Here is a 14,006-nt window from a genome sequence, read left to right on the forward strand (position 1 = left end):
GCAGCCCCAATGGCATCACCCGTGGTTCTTGCCGAGCAAGGCGTGGTAAAGCTCGGTATCCCCAAGTATCCCCACCACCTTGTCATTCTCCTGCAGCACCAGCTTGTTGCCCGTCTGGTAACGAATCTGCAGCGCCTCACGCATTCCGATATCGGCGTGCACCAGCGTCGGCTTGCGCCCCAGCCCTTCCACGGCCTGCCCCGGCACCCAGTTCTGCATGTCCAGCCCGTTCTGCCCCTGGCGTGCACGCTTGATCGAATTCCCTTCACCCAGGTCCAGCCACGAATCGCCACCCGGGTCCAGGCACACCGAGCCATTGACCCGTTTGCAGTTGTCCAGGCTGCGCATCAGGCTGCGGCCGCACAGCACGTTCAGCGGGTTGGTGTGGGCGACGAAGGTACGCACGTACTCGTCGGCCGGGTTCAGCACAATCTCTTCCGGCTTGCTGTACTGGATGATCCGCCCGTCTTTCATGATGGCGATGCGGCTGCCCAGCTTCAGGGCCTCGTCGAGGTCGTGGCTGACGAACACGATGGTCTTGCTCAGCTTGGCCTGCAGGCCCAGCAACTCGTCTTGCAGGCCCTGGCGGATCAGCGGATCGAGGGCCGAGAACGGTTCGTCCATCAGCAGGATGTCGGCATCCATCGCCAGCGCCCTGGCCAGGCCCACACGCTGCTGCATGCCGCCGGAAAGTTCGTCCGGCTTCTTGTTGCGCCACTGGGTCAGGCCGACCAGTTCGAGCTTCTCGTCGACCAGCTTGCGCCGTTCCTTTTCCGGGCGGCCCTGCATTTCCAGGCCGAAGCTGATGTTCTCGCGCACCGTCAGCCACGGCATCAGGGCGAACTTCTGGAACACCATGGCGATGCGCTTGGTGCGCATCATCTTCAGCTCTGCCGGGGTGCAGTGGGCAATGTCGATGTGTTTGCCCTCATGCTCGACGAACAGCTTGCCGCGGCTCACGGTGTTGAGGCCGTTGATGCAGCGCAGCAGGCTCGACTTGCCCGAGCCGGACAGGCCCATCAGTACGCAGATCTCGCCTTTGTTGATATCCAGGTTGGCCTTTTCCACACCGACCACCAGGCCGGTCTGCTTGAGGATCTGTTCGCGGGTCTGGCCCTTGTCCAGCAGCGCCAGTGCTTCGCGCGGCTTGTTGGAAAAGATGACGTCTACGTCTTCGAATCGAATGATGCTCATGCCTCACCCCTTACCGGCAGTTCCGGTTGCTTGCAGATACGGTCGAGCATGATCGCCAGCAGCACGATCGCCAGGCCCGCTTCGAAGCCCAGGGAGATATCAGCGGTGTTCAGTGCGTTGACCACAGGTTTGCCCAGGCCATCGGCGCCCACCAGGGCGGCAATCACCACCATCGATAGCGACAGCATGATGCACTGGGTGACGCCGGCGGCGATGCTCGGCATCGCGTGCGGCAGTTCGATACGAGTGAGCAGCTGGCGGCGCGAGCAGCCAAACGCCTTGCCGGCGTCCATCAGTTCTTGCGGCACGTCGCAGATGCCCAGGTAAGTCAGGCGGATCGGCGCGGCGATGGCGAACACCACCGTCGAGATCAGCCCCGGCACCACGCCCAGGCCGAACAGGGTCAGGGTCGGGATCAGGTAGACGAAGGTTGGCACGGTCTGCATCAGGTCGAGCACCGGGCGCATGGCGGTGTAGAACATTGGCTTGTGCGCGGCGACGATGCCCAGCGGCACGCCGATGGCCACGCAGACCACGGTGGCGAAGGTCACCTGGGCCAGGGTCTCCATGGTTTCCTGCCAGTACCCCAGGTTGAGGATCAGCAGGAAGGAAAGGGCGACGAATGCGGTAAGCGCCCACTTGCGCTGGATGAAGTGCGCCAAGGCGGCGAACAGGGCGATGAGCACGAACGGGTTGAAGAAGGTCAGGGTACTGGTGACGCCATGGATCATGAACTCCAGGCCTCGGGCAATGGCGTCGAAGTAGTTCGCGCCATTCTGGGTCAGCCATTCGACGAACGACGCGATGTACTGACCCAAGGGTATTTTCTGATCGATGAGCATGATAGCGAGCTTCCACCTGCAAAGATTGAAATCAGTCCGGGGCGGGCACGGTCCCGCCCCGAGGTAGCGCTACGACGTATTGCGTTATTGAGCGAGCTTGGCCTTGGCCGCCTCAAGGCCGGGTTTGCCATCCACGGTGGTGACGCCCGCCAGCCAGGTGTCCAGCTTGCCGGGGTTGTCCTTGAGCCACTTCTTGGCGGCCGCCTCGGGCTTCATCTTGTCGTCCAGGACATAGCCCATCATGGTGCTTTCATCCTTGAGCTCGAACGACAGGTTCTTCAAGAGCTGGCCGACGTTGCTGCATTCCTGCACATAGTCCTTGCGGGTGTTGGTCAGCACGGTGGCCTTGCCGAACTCGGGGCCGAAGAACTCGTCCCCGCCGGTCAGGTACTGCATCTTGAAGCGGGTGTTCATCGGGTGCGGCTCCCAGCCCAGGAACACCACCGCCTCGTTACGCTTCTGCGCACGGTCTACCTGCGACAGCATGCCGGCTTCGCTCGACTGGACGATCTTGAAACCGGCATCCTTCAGGCCGAAGGCGTTCTTGTCGATCATGCTCTGGATGGTGCGGTTGCCATCGTTGCCGGGCTCGATGCCGTAGATCTTGCCGTCCAGTTCCTTCTTGAACTTGGGAATGTCGCTGAAATCCTTGAGCCCCTTGTCATACAGCGCCTGGGGTACCGCCAGGGTGTACTTGGCGTTCTCCAGGTTGGCGCGCACGGTATCCACAGTGCCGGCGTCGCGGTACTGCTTGATGTCGTTCTCCATGGTCGGCATCCAGTTGCCGAGAAACACGTCCAGGTCCTTGCCGGTGGCCAGCGACTTGTAGGTCACCGGTACCGAGATCATGGTGGTGTGGGTCTTGTAACCCAGTGCTTCGAGCACAACGCTGGTGGTTGCCGTAGTCACGGTGATATCGGTCCAGCCGACATCGGAGAAGCGTACCGTCTGGCACTGCTCGGGCTCGGCGGCCTGGGCCAGCAGAGGTGCGGACAGCATCGCAACCAGCAACAGCGAGGGTGAACCTTTCATGGATGGACTCCTGTGATTTTGTCTTCGGGTTCGCATGGGTCGCCGGGCTTTCTCAGGGTCCGGTCGACCAGGCCTGCAGAGGGCAGGTTGCGTGGCCGTGCTTTACGAGTCGCTTTCGATAATCCTCCAGCGCCGGGCAATCGCCTACTGGTGGGGTCGTAACCAGTACGGAACGGGTCGCATCCAGTACTGGCGATGTCGTTTATGAGTTTTTCCACCCCCGTAGCCGCATTTTTGCGTCACCAGGCCGCTCGAAAGCGGCGCGCAGGTGGCCGAAAAGGCTGCGGCGCTGCTGGACAAAAGTACGTCGGTTGCAGACGGCGAGGGGGCAGGCAAAAGCCCGATGATGCGTGCATTCGTGGCGGCTCGCAGCTTCAGCCTAGCAGTTGCCCCGCCCTGCGCATGGCGCGCAGAGACAAGCCCAGCAAGAGGTGATTCGACAATGGCCATCAGCGTGTTCGACCTGTTCAAGATCGGTGTCGGGCCTTCCAGCTCCCACACCGTCGGCCCCATGCGTGCTGGCGCTTTGTTCGTCCAGGGCCTGCGTGAGCGCGGCGAGCTGGAACAGGTGCAAAGGATCGAAGTGCGGCTGTACGGTTCGTTGTCGGCCACCGGCATCGGCCACGGTACTGACAACGCCACCATCATGGGCCTGATGGGCGAATGGCCGGACGCCATCGACCCGACCCAGATCGTCCCGCGCATCGCCGACCTGCGCGAAACCAACACCCTGAAGCTGGATAACCGCCTGCCCATCGAGTTCGTCTGGGCCCGCGACATGCTGCTGTTGGACGAGAACCTGCCATACCACCCCAACGCCATGACCCTGATCGCCGAAGGCGCCCAGGGCGAGCTGCACCGCGATACCTACTACTCGGTCGGTGGCGGCTTCGTGGTCGACGCCGCCCAGGCCGCTAGCGGCGTGCTGGATGCCGACCAGACGGTGCTGCCGTATGATTTCAACAGCGCCGCCGAACTGCTGCGTCTGTGCAAGCAAAACGACCTCAGCGTGTCGCAATTGATGATGGCCAACGAGAAGGTCTGGCGCAGCGAGGAAGAGATCCGCGCCGGCCTGCACAAGCTCTGGGAAGCCATGCAGGAATGCGTCAACAACGGCCTGAAGTACGAAGGCACGTTGCCCGGCGGGCTCAATGTGCGCCGCCGCGCTGCCAAGCTGCACCGCAGCCTGCAGGAAATCGGCAAGCCCAACGTGATCGGCTCGACCATGAGCGCCATGGAGTGGGTCAACCTGTTCGCCCTGGCGGTCAACGAAGAGAACGCCGCCGGCGGGCGCATGGTTACCGCGCCCACCAACGGCGCGGCCGGCATCATCCCAGCGGTGCTGCACTACTACATGCGCTTCAGCGATGCCGTGAATGAGTCCAGCGTGGTCGACTACTTCCTCGCTGCCGCTGCCGTGGGCATCCTGTGCAAGAAGAACGCGTCGATTTCCGGTGCCGAAGTCGGTTGCCAGGGTGAGGTCGGCTCGGCCTGCGCCATGGCCGCTGCGGGCCTTGCCGAAGTCCTCGGGGCGACCCCGCCGCAGGTGGAGAACGCCGCAGAGATCGCACTGGAACATAACCTTGGCCTGACCTGCGACCCGGTCGGAGGCCTGGTACAGGTGCCGTGCATCGAGCGCAACGCGATTGCTGCGGTGAAGGCGATCAATGCTGTGCAGATGTCCCTGCGCGGCGATGGCGAGCACTTCATCTCCCTCGACCAGGTGATCCGTACCATGCGCGACACCGGTGCCGACATGCACGACAAATATAAAGAGACCTCGCGCGGTGGCCTGGCGGTCAGCGCCATTGAATGTTGATGCGCCGATAACGCGCTGATCCGCCTACAGCGCCCCGTTTCGGGGCGTTTGTGTTTCTACCGATCGTCGGGTGTCGCTATCAGTGCGGGCATTGTCGGTGACACTCAAGAGTGTCGTTTCTGGGCAACCTACACTGCGCGTGTCACCAAATTGCTCAGTTGTTACACGCAAGGCGCTAGCACGGCGCTTTGCGCAGACTGGCCAACTCGACCGAAGTCCCTGATTTGCCGAACGAAGGCGTCGTTTTCAGGTTTTTTTGGATGGCCGTTCAATTTCAGGCACGGCCTTTGCGTTGAGATTGGCAACCAAGCCCCTGCATACGAATCTGGGGCCATAACAAGAAATCAGTGCCCGCCTGAGGCATACCCTGCATTTGTGTGAGGAGAAATCGCGATGACGTCGTACACCTCCGGGAATCCAACCCAGAACCGCACAGCACCCCAGTCCATCGGGTTTCTTCTTCTGGACAATTTCACCCTGATTTCCCTGGCGTCGGCGGTCGAGCCGCTGCGCATGGCCAACCAGCTGTCCGGCCGCGAGCTGTACCGCTGGCATACGCTGACCGTCGATGGCGGCCAGGTGTGGGCCAGCGACGGCCTGCAGATCACCCCCGATGCCGCCATGCATAACGCACCGCCGATCGATACCGTGATCGTCTGTGGTGGCGTCGGCATCCAGCGTACCGTCACCCGTGAGCATGTCACCTGGCTGCAGGCCCAGGCGCGCCAGTCGCGCCGCCTCGGTGCAGTATGCACCGGCAGCTGGGCACTGGGCTGCGCCGGGCTGCTCGATGGTTTTGATTGCAGCGTACACTGGGAATGCCTGGCAGCCATGCAGGAGGCCTTCCCGCGGGTCAACATGAGCACCCGTCTGTTCACCCTCGACCGTAACCGCTTCACCAGCTCCGGGGGCACCGCGCCGCTGGACATGATGCTGCACCTGATCAGCCGCGATCACGGCCGCGAGCTGTCGGCGGCGATCTCCGAGATGTTTGTCTACGAGCGCATCCGCAACGAACAGGACCACCAGCGCGTACCGCTCAAGCACATGCTCGGTACCAACCAGCCGAAGCTGCAGGAAATTGTCGCGCTGATGGAGGCCAACCTCGAAGAGCCGATCGACCTCGACGAACTGGCCGTGTACGTATCGGTATCGCGCCGCCAACTCGAACGGCTGTTCCAGAAGTACCTGCATTGCTCGCCGTCGCGCTATTACCTGAAGCTGCGCCTGATCCGCGCGCGGCAGCTGCTCAAGCAGACGCCGATGTCGATCATCGAAGTGGCCTCGGTGTGCGGTTTCGTCTCCACGCCGCACTTCTCCAAGTGCTACCGCGAGTACTTCGGCATTCCGCCGCGTGACGAGCGTGTCGGCTCCAACACTGCGCAGCAGGTGGCGATGATGCCTATCCCGCAGGCCATGACCCTGTCGCCGCACAGCGGGCCGATGGCGGCCCTGAGCCAGGCTCGCAACGAGTCGACCTTTGCCAGCGTAAGGCTCTGAAATAGCACCGGCCTCTTCGCGGGCTTGCCCGCGAAGAGGCCGGTTCAGGAAAACTCGGTCAAGCGCGCTTGTTGAATTGCGCCAACGCTGGCAACAGCTGCTTGTCGATGGCCTGGCGCACTGCCGGTAAAATGGTCGCGCTTCCGGTATACATCTGCTCCACCATCCCCTTCAACGCCCGTGCATTAGGCTCGGTCAGCCCCCGCACCACCGCTTCGCAGGCCTGCTCGGCACTGGCCCCGGCCGGTATGTCGAACCCGCGAGCGCGCAGGTGGCCTGCCAGGTCGTCCTGGTCTATCAAATCCGCATGCATCATGGCTGTTGTCCCTTTTATCGCGAAGAGAGTGCTGCTGTGATTTACGACCGATTCTGTGTCCGCAGCGACAGGCTCGCAAGGGCAGAATGTCGCCATGGCTGGTTTGGCTAAGAACAGGTCGTTCCCGGCTAATTGCACGAGCCGGGAAGCCAGCAGACTGCATCCATTCACGGTCCACGGGGGTTTGGTCACCCTCACTCATGCACAGTGGATGTTGCTCGCTCTTGGCCCCGGATGCTCACGGCTTTCCGGGGTTATTTTTTTTCCATAATGACAATGCGTGCCATCGTCAATCACATGCACCTATCATTTTTGCCAGGTGCGGTAAGCGGCACAGCCTTCTTACAATATGGAAAACACTCCTTGGGCGTGGCCATTATGAAGTTGAAAGTATGGGTGAGTCTGCCGGCGATTTTGGTTTTGCTATTATTGTCTGCGTGTGCTGCGTTGACGAAAAATGGGTCTACTGCCATCGCCCCTGCACAACAGCTTTTTACTGAAACAAGTAGAGCGAGATCGGTGCTTCTGGAGCGGTCAGACAATAAATACCTGAAATCACTGTCAATGGATCCCAGCAGTAAGAAAGTAACCTTTGTTGATGTCAATTTGGCGATCATTGATGCAGCCTCAGAGCACATCGCTGTAACTTTGCCCGGTGGGCAATCTACGCTGTTCAGCAAGCGAGCTTTTAATGAGCTTGCTCCCGGAGTATCTGGTTGGGTTGGATATAAACCTTCCGTGTGGAAAGCGGAGCATCCAGAAGCAACGAAAGAGATTGATGCTGATCCACTCTATTCAATTTCCCTTGTGCGCGAGGGAGAAAATCTGGTGGGGGAAGTAGTCGATAACGGAACGCACTATCGCCTTGAATCAATTGGTCCTGCACAATTTGTACTGATCGAGGTTGACCAGAGCAAGTTACCACCTGAAAAAGAACTACTTATAGATGCGCAGAGCGCACCCACTGAGGATGCACCTGTTATACCAACTTCCGCAAGAAGCTTCATTAGAGTACTGTTGGTGTCAACCATCGAGGCACGCGCTAAAAATCCCAACTACAAAGCAGCAATGGCCCAAGCATTACAGGACGCCAATGTTTATATGATAAATAGTAATGTTGCCATTACTTATGAGATCGCCGGCTACTACGATGCTGAATACTCGGATGAGGGTAAGGGTAGCCAATTGGGGGACTTAAAAGAGCCGACCCGGCCACTCGGGGCCGCAGTGGCGCCCATACGTGACCAGCTCCGTGCTGATCTGGTAACAATGTATTCAACAAATCCAAGCTATTGTGGAATGGGGTTCGTCAATGCTGGCCGCAGTACCGCGTTTTCGGTGATCTCTTGCCTTTCTTCAATGTCACATGAGTTAGGGCACAATCTGGGAGCAAACCATAATTGGGAAGAGGGTCAAGCAGAGGGTAACCCAAAATACCAATATGGATTTCGTTACACTGGTACACCTCGCTTCCGAACTCAAATGTCATACGACTGCTCTGGGGGAGCATGTCCTAAGATAGGTTATCATTCGAACCCTCGTCTCACCTATGAAGGTATCGCAATTGGCACCGTTGAGCATCATGATGTCGCACGACGGTTCAATGAACGTAGAGAAACGGTAGAAAATTTCTATCCGCCACCCGTTACCCCAATACACTATACCCTATACGAGAAACCATTTCACAAAGGTAAGGCCTGCAGATTTGAGCGAAACTCAGAAGATAAAATTGATATCCAGCAACAATGTGGGTCTGATTGGAGCGATGTGGGATCGGCTCTAGTCACTTATTTGAAGCCGGGGTACAGGGTGAGGTTTGGGTCCGATGAAGGCTCTATCAGCTTTGTCAATGTGGGTGACATGACCATTCTGAGAGCTCTTATTATAGGCTCGTCAATCGCACCCATCGGGTTCGATGTCGAATTTCATGGCGAGACTGGAAAAATAAAGTGGGTAACTACTACTCCGAAGTAGTCATGCGCTGCTCGCGCTTCATAAACTGCGAACCGCGTCAGGGCGGTTCGCAGCTTTATACTTTAGCTTGCCACGATGAATATTTCTATTTTGCAGGGGGGCATAACGCCGTCCCTCTTATATCAATATATTCCATGAGCTGGCACGATTGAACGTGCCGGTACCTGTATATAGGGAAGACTGTATTCAGGAGCCAGCACCCAGGCTCATGACCCGTCCGACGTACTTGGCTGCCGGTAGTTTATGTTGCTCATGCGCCAAGCGTTGTAGCAAGCCGTTACTTCGCTCACTGAACGGCGCCGACTTCGGCCCCGCCAGATCCACATGCAGCAGCATCTGCTCGCTCGCGGCTAGTACTTCGTCAAACCCCGCCCGATGCAGGCTGTGATAGACGTGCAGGCGCTTGCGATCGAAGCCGATGATCTGCGTCTGCACCCACACCTCGGTCCCCAGCTTCACCTCGTGCAGGTAGTTGACGTGGGCTTCCAGGGTGAACAGTGAGTTACCGCTCTGTCCCCGGCTGTCGGCGTCCAGGCCGATGCACTCCATCAGCGCATCGGTGGCGTAGCTGAAAATCAGCAGGTAGAAGGCATCGCGCAGATGCCCGTTGTAGTCGACCCAGTCCTCCTGGACTGGGGTGCGATAGGTGATCAATGCGGGCATCGTCTGCTCCTCAGTCGCCAAAGGCCATGCCGTGGCTGGCCTTGCTGGTCTTCACCGCTTCCAGCACGGCCAGCAGGGCGTCATCACGATAGCGCTCAAGCGCCGCAATGCTGCGGTCACCCAACTGTTCCGACGTGCCTTCGACCACATCGTCGATCAGCTTGTCGGTCAGCTCGGGTGCCGGCAGGTAGGTCCAGGGCAGCTTCAGCGCCGGGCCGAACTGGGCCATGAAGTGGCGCATGCCGGCATCACCACCGGCCAGGGTGTAGGTGAGGAAGGTGCCCATGAACGACCAGCGCAGGCCCGCGCCGAAGCGGATCGCGTCGTCGATTTCACCGGTGCTGGCCACGCCATCGTTGACCAGGTGCAGAGCCTCGCGCCACAACGCTTCGAGCAGGCGGTCGGCGATGAAACCGGGGACTTCCTTGCGCACATGCAGCGGGCGCATGCCGAGGGCGGTGTAGATGGTCTTGGCGGCTTCGATGGCTTCAGGTGCGGTGCGGTTGCCGCCGACGATCTCGACCAGCGGCAGCAGGTACACCGGGTTGAACGGGTGGCCGACCACGCAGCGCTCGGGGTGAGTGGCCGATTCGTAGAACTCGCTGGGCAGCAGGCCCGAGGTACTGGAGCCGATGATCGCGTTGGGCTTGGCGGCGGCGCTGATCTTCGCGTGCAGGTCGAGCTTGAGGTCCAGGCGCTCGGGTGCGCTTTCCTGGATGAAGTCGGCGTCGCGCACGCACTCCTCGATGGTGGCCACGAACTTCAGCCGGCTCTGCGATGCGCCTGGCGCCAGGCCTTGTTTCTCCAGTGCCGGCCAGGCGTTGGCGATGCGCTTGCGCAGGGCCTGCTCGGCGCCGGGCGCCGGGTCCCAGGCGACCACGTCCAGGCCATGGGCCAGGGCGCGGGCGACCCAGCCACTGCCGATCACGCCGCTACCCAGAGCGGCGAAGGTCTTGATCTCGGTGATGAAGGGCATATCGGTCTCCTGAAGGGGATCAGCGGCGCTTGAGGTTCATTTTTTCCCGGCCTTCGGCCGGGCTGAGCACGCGGCCACCCATGCGGGTGATGATTTCGGCTGCGCGCTCCACCAGCTGGCCGTTGCTGGCCAGCACGCCACGGTCCAGGTACAGGTTGTCTTCCAGGCCTACTCGCACGTTGCCGCCGAGCAGCACGGCCTGCGCGGCCATTGGCATTTGCATGCGGCCGATGCCGAAGCCGGCCCAGGTAACGTTGGCTGGCAGGTTGTCGACCATGGCCTTCATGGTAGTGGTGTCGGCCGGTGCGCCCCACGGGATGCCCAGGCACAGCTGGAACAGCGGGTCGTCGAGCAGGCCTTCTTTCATCATCTGCTTGGCGAACCACAGGTGGCCGGTGTCGAAGATCTCCAGCTCGGCCTTCACCCCCAATTCGGTGATGCGCTTGGCGCCGGCGCGCAGTTGCGCGGGGGTGGAGACGTAGATGGCGTTGCCGTCGCCGAAGTTGAGGGTGCCGCAGTCGAGGGTGCAGATTTCCGGCAGCAGGGCTTCGACGTGGGCCAGGCGCTCCAGCGGGCCGATCAGGTCGGTGCCGGGGCCGAATTCCATCGGCGATTCGCCTGGGCCGATTTCCAGGTCGCCGCCCATGCCGGCGGTGAGGTTGACGATGATGTCGACGTCGGCCTCGCGGATACGCTCCATGACTTCGCGGTACAGCGCCACGTCACGGCTGAAACGGCCGGTCTGAGGGTCGCGGACGTGGCAGTGGACCACGGTGGCGCCGGCCTTGGCGGCTTCGACGGCGGATTCGGCGATCTGTTTCGGGGTGACCGGGACCAGGTGGCTCTTGGCGACCGTGTCGCCAGCGCCGGTGAGGGCGCAGGTGATGATGACGTCGTGGTTCATGGCGAGGTTCCTTGGGTTGTCTTTGCTGGCCCTTTCGCGGGGCAAGCCTGCTCCTACAGGGGACCGTGGAGGCCCTGGCATGCGTGTAACCTGTAGGAGCGGGCTTGTCCCGCGAAGAGGCCGGATCAGTTGGCGGTGAGCTTGAGGTTGTCCGCAGCCGGCTTGCCATCGAAGGTGGTCACACCCTCAAGCCAGCGGGCTTTGTCGTCGGGGTGATCTTTGAGCCACTGGCGGGCCGATTCAAGCGCGTCCTTGTGGTCGAGCAGCGGCTGCATCATGCGGCTCTCGTCCTCGGCGCTGAAGTTCAGGTTGGCCAGCAGGCGGTGGGCGTTGGGGCAGCGTTCGGCGTAGTCCGGCGCGGTCACCGTCCACACCGTGGCACGGCCTTCGTCCGGGCCCAGGGCGTCCTGGCTGTCGCCCAGGTAGGCCATGTCGATGTTCACGTTCATCGGGTGCGGCGCCCAGCCGAAGAACACCACCGCTTCCTTGCGCCGTACGGCGCGATCGACGGCAGCGAGCATGCCGGCTTCGCTGGACTCGACCAGCTGGAACTTGCCGAGGTCGAACTGGTTCTTGGTGATCATCGCCTTGATCTGGGTGTTGGCGCCGGAGCCGGGCTCGATGCCGTAGATCTTGCCGCCCAGCTCCTTCTCGAACTTGTGGATGTCGGCGAAGGTCTTCAGGCCCTTGTCATACAGATACTTCGGCACGGCAAGGGTGGCGCGGGCGTCTTCCAGGCTGGGCTTGTCGAGCACCTTGACCTGGTTGGCGTCGACGAACGGGGTAATGGTCTGGGTCATGATCGGGTTCCAGTAACCCAGGAACATGTCCAGGCGCTTGTCGCGGATACCAGCGAAGATGATCTGCTGCGAGGCGCTGGTCTGTTTGGTCTGGTAACCCAGGCCGTCGAGCAGCACCTGGGCCATGGCGCTGGTGGCGATGACGTCGGTCCAGTTGACCACGCCCAGGCGGACGTTCTTGCAAACTGCCGGCTCGGCGGCGAATAGCGGGGTGGAAGCGATGCTGCTCAGGGCAAGGGTCAACAGGCTGCGGCGGATCAAGCTATGCATGGTGGCTCTCCATCGGCAGTACATATTGTTATTGAGGGCGGCCTCTGCGGGCCGTGTGGATAAGCTACGCTGGCGACAGGGTGGGAAATCGCACCCTGGCGACCAAGATTTGCACGGAGGCGACCACCTTTCGTCGTGGAGCAAGTAATGCCGCAACTGATTCATTTCCTGTTGTTGCCGGGGTTCTCGGCAATGGGGTTCATCAGCGCACTGGAGCCACTGCGCGTGGCCAACCGTTTCAAAGGGCCGTCGTATCGCTGGCGCGTGCTCAGCCTGGATGGCGGTGCGGTGCAGGCGAGCAATGGCATGTCGGTGAACGCCGACGCTGCGTTGGCGGAGAGCGAGCCAGGTGATGTGCTGCTGATTGTTGCCGGCTTCGAGCCGCTGGCCTGTTATGGCCCCCGCCTGCAGCAGGTACTGCGCCGGCTTGACCATGAAGGGGCGATTCTCGGTGGTATCGACACCGGCCCGGTGGTGTTGGCCGAGGCCGGACTGCTTGACGGTTATCGCGCGACCTTGCACTGGGAAGCGCTGGATGCGTTCAAGGAGCGTTATCCGCGCCTGCAAGTGACTCAGGAGCTGTTCGAGATTGACCGGCGGCGCATCACTTGCGCGGGAGGCACTGCGTCGATCGACCTGATGCTGGACCTGATAGCGCAGGCCCATGGCAGCGAGCTGGCGGTGCAGGTGTCAGAACAGTTCGTGCTCGGCCGCATCCGCCCGCGCCAGGACCACCAGCGGATGCAAATTGCCTCACGCTATGGCATCAGCAACCGCAAGCTGGTGCAGGTGATCGGTGAGATGGAAAAGCACACCGAGCCGCCGTTGAGCACCTTGGAACTGGCGTCCCGAGCCATGATCACCAGGCGTCAACTGGAGCGCTTGTTTCGTTTATACCTGAATGACACGCCAAGTGGCTTTTATCTCGGCCTGCGCCTGGACAAGGCACGTCAGCTGCTGTGCCAGACGCAGATGAGCATCACCCAGGTCAGCGTGGCGTGTGGTTTCGAGCTGCCGTCGTACTTCACTCGCCGATATAAGCGGCGCTTTGGCCGCTGCCCGCGCGAAGAACGTCAAGTACTGAAGCCACAGGCGCCAGATCAGAACTGATCGAGGTTGGAAAGCGCCTGCAGTCGGCTTTCGAGCTGGGCTCGCCGAGCCTCGAATGCCTGGGTGTCAAGTTTCGCGCCCAGGTGATTCAGTAGCAGGGCCAGACGCGTGCGAGGGGCGTCCGGGTCGGTCGCACACCACAGGTGAAATATAATTGCCACGGGCTCGCCCTCATCATCCACGTCGAACGCGATGCTCATATGCGAGCTGGCCGATGTGCTGCGCAGCAGTGCGAGGTCTGGCTGTTTCAAACCATGGAGTATGTCACTGGCAACCCGTTTGAACTTGAGGTTTGGCTGTTGAGGTGGCGGAATCCAGCCAGAGAAGACATCTTCAAACACAGCGTCCGTAGGCGTGCAGGTGATGTTTCTTGTTGTCCGTTCAAACAGCTTGGCCCCGTAATCTTCCAGGGTGAGCAGAAAGCGACTGAGCCAACGCTGGCCATCTTGCTGGCGGTCATGACTCCCGTTGGCCTCCAGTTGCGCCAGGCGCAAGCAGGCATGCAGGTCTTCGTAACGCTGGGCGGCAGGTTTCGCAGGCATGTTGCGGGCGCTCGGGTTATGCGCAAGAAGGGGAAACTGGCGCCGCAGGCGGCGCCAGGTTCGG

General features: G+C 60.9%; 13 protein-coding genes. 4 read left to right on the forward strand and 9 right to left on the reverse strand.

From position 1 onward, the window contains the following. Positions 1-15: 15 nt before the first annotated feature. The 3 genes from choV to BGP85_RS14910 form a co-directional block, all read right to left on the reverse strand. Positions 16-1,194: a choline ABC transporter ATP-binding protein gene (choV, locus tag BGP85_RS14900; RefSeq protein ID WP_054886704.1), complete on the reverse strand. Its 1,179-nt coding sequence runs from the start codon at positions 1,192-1,194 to the stop codon at positions 16-18. Continuing rightward, on the reverse strand, positions 1,191-2,039 hold the full coding sequence (choW, locus tag BGP85_RS14905; protein WP_177408542.1) for a choline ABC transporter permease subunit: 849 nt from the start codon (positions 2,037-2,039) through the stop codon (positions 1,191-1,193). The genes choV and choW overlap by 4 nt, the downstream gene beginning before the upstream one ends. Before the next feature lie 81 nt (positions 2,040-2,120). Then, positions 2,121-3,068 (reverse strand): choline ABC transporter substrate-binding protein, encoded by a 948-nt coding sequence (locus BGP85_RS14910; protein ID WP_103448631.1) that lies wholly within the window; start codon positions 3,066-3,068, stop codon positions 2,121-2,123. A 442-nt stretch (positions 3,069-3,510) separates the two neighbouring features. On the opposite strand from BGP85_RS14910, the gene BGP85_RS14915 reads away from it, so the two are divergent. Both BGP85_RS14915 and BGP85_RS14920 read left to right on the forward strand, forming a co-directional pair. Next, positions 3,511-4,887, forward strand: coding sequence for an L-serine ammonia-lyase (locus BGP85_RS14915; RefSeq protein WP_103448632.1), 1,377 nt, complete (start codon positions 3,511-3,513; stop codon positions 4,885-4,887). Between the two features lie 393 nt (positions 4,888-5,280). After that, complete coding sequence (locus BGP85_RS14920; protein WP_103448633.1) at positions 5,281-6,387, forward strand: choline metabolism transcriptional regulator GbdR; 1,107 nt, start codon at positions 5,281-5,283, stop codon at positions 6,385-6,387. 58 nt (positions 6,388-6,445) lie between these two features. Here the strand turns inward: BGP85_RS14920 and BGP85_RS14925 are convergent, their stop codons facing one another. Beyond that, positions 6,446-6,703: a hypothetical protein gene (locus BGP85_RS14925; protein WP_003255717.1), complete on the reverse strand. Its 258-nt coding sequence runs from the start codon at positions 6,701-6,703 to the stop codon at positions 6,446-6,448. 234 nt (positions 6,704-6,937) lie between these two features. On the opposite strand from BGP85_RS14925, the gene BGP85_RS14930 reads away from it, so the two are divergent. After that, positions 6,938-8,677: a reprolysin-like metallopeptidase gene (locus BGP85_RS14930; RefSeq protein WP_103448634.1), complete on the forward strand. Its 1,740-nt coding sequence runs from the start codon at positions 6,938-6,940 to the stop codon at positions 8,675-8,677. Between the two features lie 186 nt (positions 8,678-8,863). Here the strand turns inward: BGP85_RS14930 and BGP85_RS14935 are convergent, their stop codons facing one another. From BGP85_RS14935 to choX, 4 genes are all read right to left on the reverse strand, one after another. Beyond that, complete coding sequence (locus tag BGP85_RS14935; protein WP_103448635.1) at positions 8,864-9,340, reverse strand: thioesterase family protein; 477 nt, start codon at positions 9,338-9,340, stop codon at positions 8,864-8,866. Positions 9,341-9,350: 10 nt separating this feature from the next. Further along, positions 9,351-10,316 (reverse strand): L-carnitine dehydrogenase, encoded by a 966-nt coding sequence (locus BGP85_RS14940; protein ID WP_103448636.1) that lies wholly within the window; start codon positions 10,314-10,316, stop codon positions 9,351-9,353. 19 nt (positions 10,317-10,335) lie between these two features. Further along, positions 10,336-11,220 carry a BKACE family enzyme gene (locus BGP85_RS14945; RefSeq protein ID WP_103448637.1) on the reverse strand — a complete coding sequence of 295 codons (885 nt, stop codon included), beginning with the start codon at positions 11,218-11,220 and terminating at the stop codon, positions 10,336-10,338. Positions 11,221-11,345: 125 nt separating this feature from the next. Further along, positions 11,346-12,290, reverse strand: coding sequence for a choline ABC transporter substrate-binding protein (choX, locus tag BGP85_RS14950; RefSeq protein WP_103448638.1), 945 nt, complete (start codon positions 12,288-12,290; stop codon positions 11,346-11,348). 147 nt (positions 12,291-12,437) lie between these two features. Between choX and BGP85_RS14955 the strand changes: the two genes are divergently transcribed. Continuing rightward, positions 12,438-13,400, forward strand: coding sequence for a GlxA family transcriptional regulator (locus tag BGP85_RS14955; RefSeq protein ID WP_103448639.1), 963 nt, complete (start codon positions 12,438-12,440; stop codon positions 13,398-13,400). Here the strand turns inward: BGP85_RS14955 and BGP85_RS14960 are convergent. Beyond that, positions 13,391-13,942 (reverse strand): hypothetical protein, encoded by a 552-nt coding sequence (locus BGP85_RS14960; protein WP_103448640.1) that lies wholly within the window; start codon positions 13,940-13,942, stop codon positions 13,391-13,393. The genes BGP85_RS14955 and BGP85_RS14960 overlap by 10 nt on opposite strands. Between the last annotated feature and the right edge of the window lie 64 nt (positions 13,943-14,006).

The sequence above is a fragment of the Pseudomonas putida genome, assembly GCF_002906855.1.
Classification (GTDB): domain Bacteria; phylum Pseudomonadota; class Gammaproteobacteria; order Pseudomonadales; family Pseudomonadaceae; genus Aquipseudomonas; species Aquipseudomonas putida_N.

Bases quoted from the DNA above. Each gene is read 5' to 3' on its own strand.
- BGP85_RS14910 (WP_103448631.1), bottom strand. From the start codon at position 3,068: ATGAAAGGTTCACCCTCGCTGTTGCTGGTTGCGATGCTGTCCGCACCT.
- BGP85_RS14935 (WP_103448635.1), bottom strand. From the start codon at position 9,340: ATGCCCGCATTGATCACCTATCGCACCCCAGTCCAGGAGGACTGGGTC.
- BGP85_RS14955 (WP_103448639.1), top strand. From the start codon at position 12,438: ATGCCGCAACTGATTCATTTCCTGTTGTTGCCGGGGTTCTCGGCAATG.
- BGP85_RS14940 (WP_103448636.1), bottom strand. From the start codon at position 10,316: ATGCCCTTCATCACCGAGATCAAGACCTTCGCCGCTCTGGGTAGCGGC.
- BGP85_RS14930 (WP_103448634.1), top strand. From the start codon at position 6,938: ATGCTCACGGCTTTCCGGGGTTATTTTTTTTCCATAATGACAATGCGT.
- BGP85_RS14925 (WP_003255717.1), bottom strand. From the start codon at position 6,703: ATGATGCATGCGGATTTGATAGACCAGGACGACCTGGCAGGCCACCTG.
- choX (WP_103448638.1), bottom strand. From the start codon at position 12,290: ATGCATAGCTTGATCCGCCGCAGCCTGTTGACCCTTGCCCTGAGCAGC.
- BGP85_RS14920 (WP_103448633.1), top strand. From the start codon at position 5,281: ATGACGTCGTACACCTCCGGGAATCCAACCCAGAACCGCACAGCACCC.
- BGP85_RS14915 (WP_103448632.1), top strand. From the start codon at position 3,511: ATGGCCATCAGCGTGTTCGACCTGTTCAAGATCGGTGTCGGGCCTTCC.
- BGP85_RS14945 (WP_103448637.1), bottom strand. From the start codon at position 11,220: ATGAACCACGACGTCATCATCACCTGCGCCCTCACCGGCGCTGGCGAC.
- BGP85_RS14960 (WP_103448640.1), bottom strand. From the start codon at position 13,942: ATGCCTGCGAAACCTGCCGCCCAGCGTTACGAAGACCTGCATGCCTGC.
- choV (WP_054886704.1), bottom strand. From the start codon at position 1,194: ATGAGCATCATTCGATTCGAAGACGTAGACGTCATCTTTTCCAACAAG.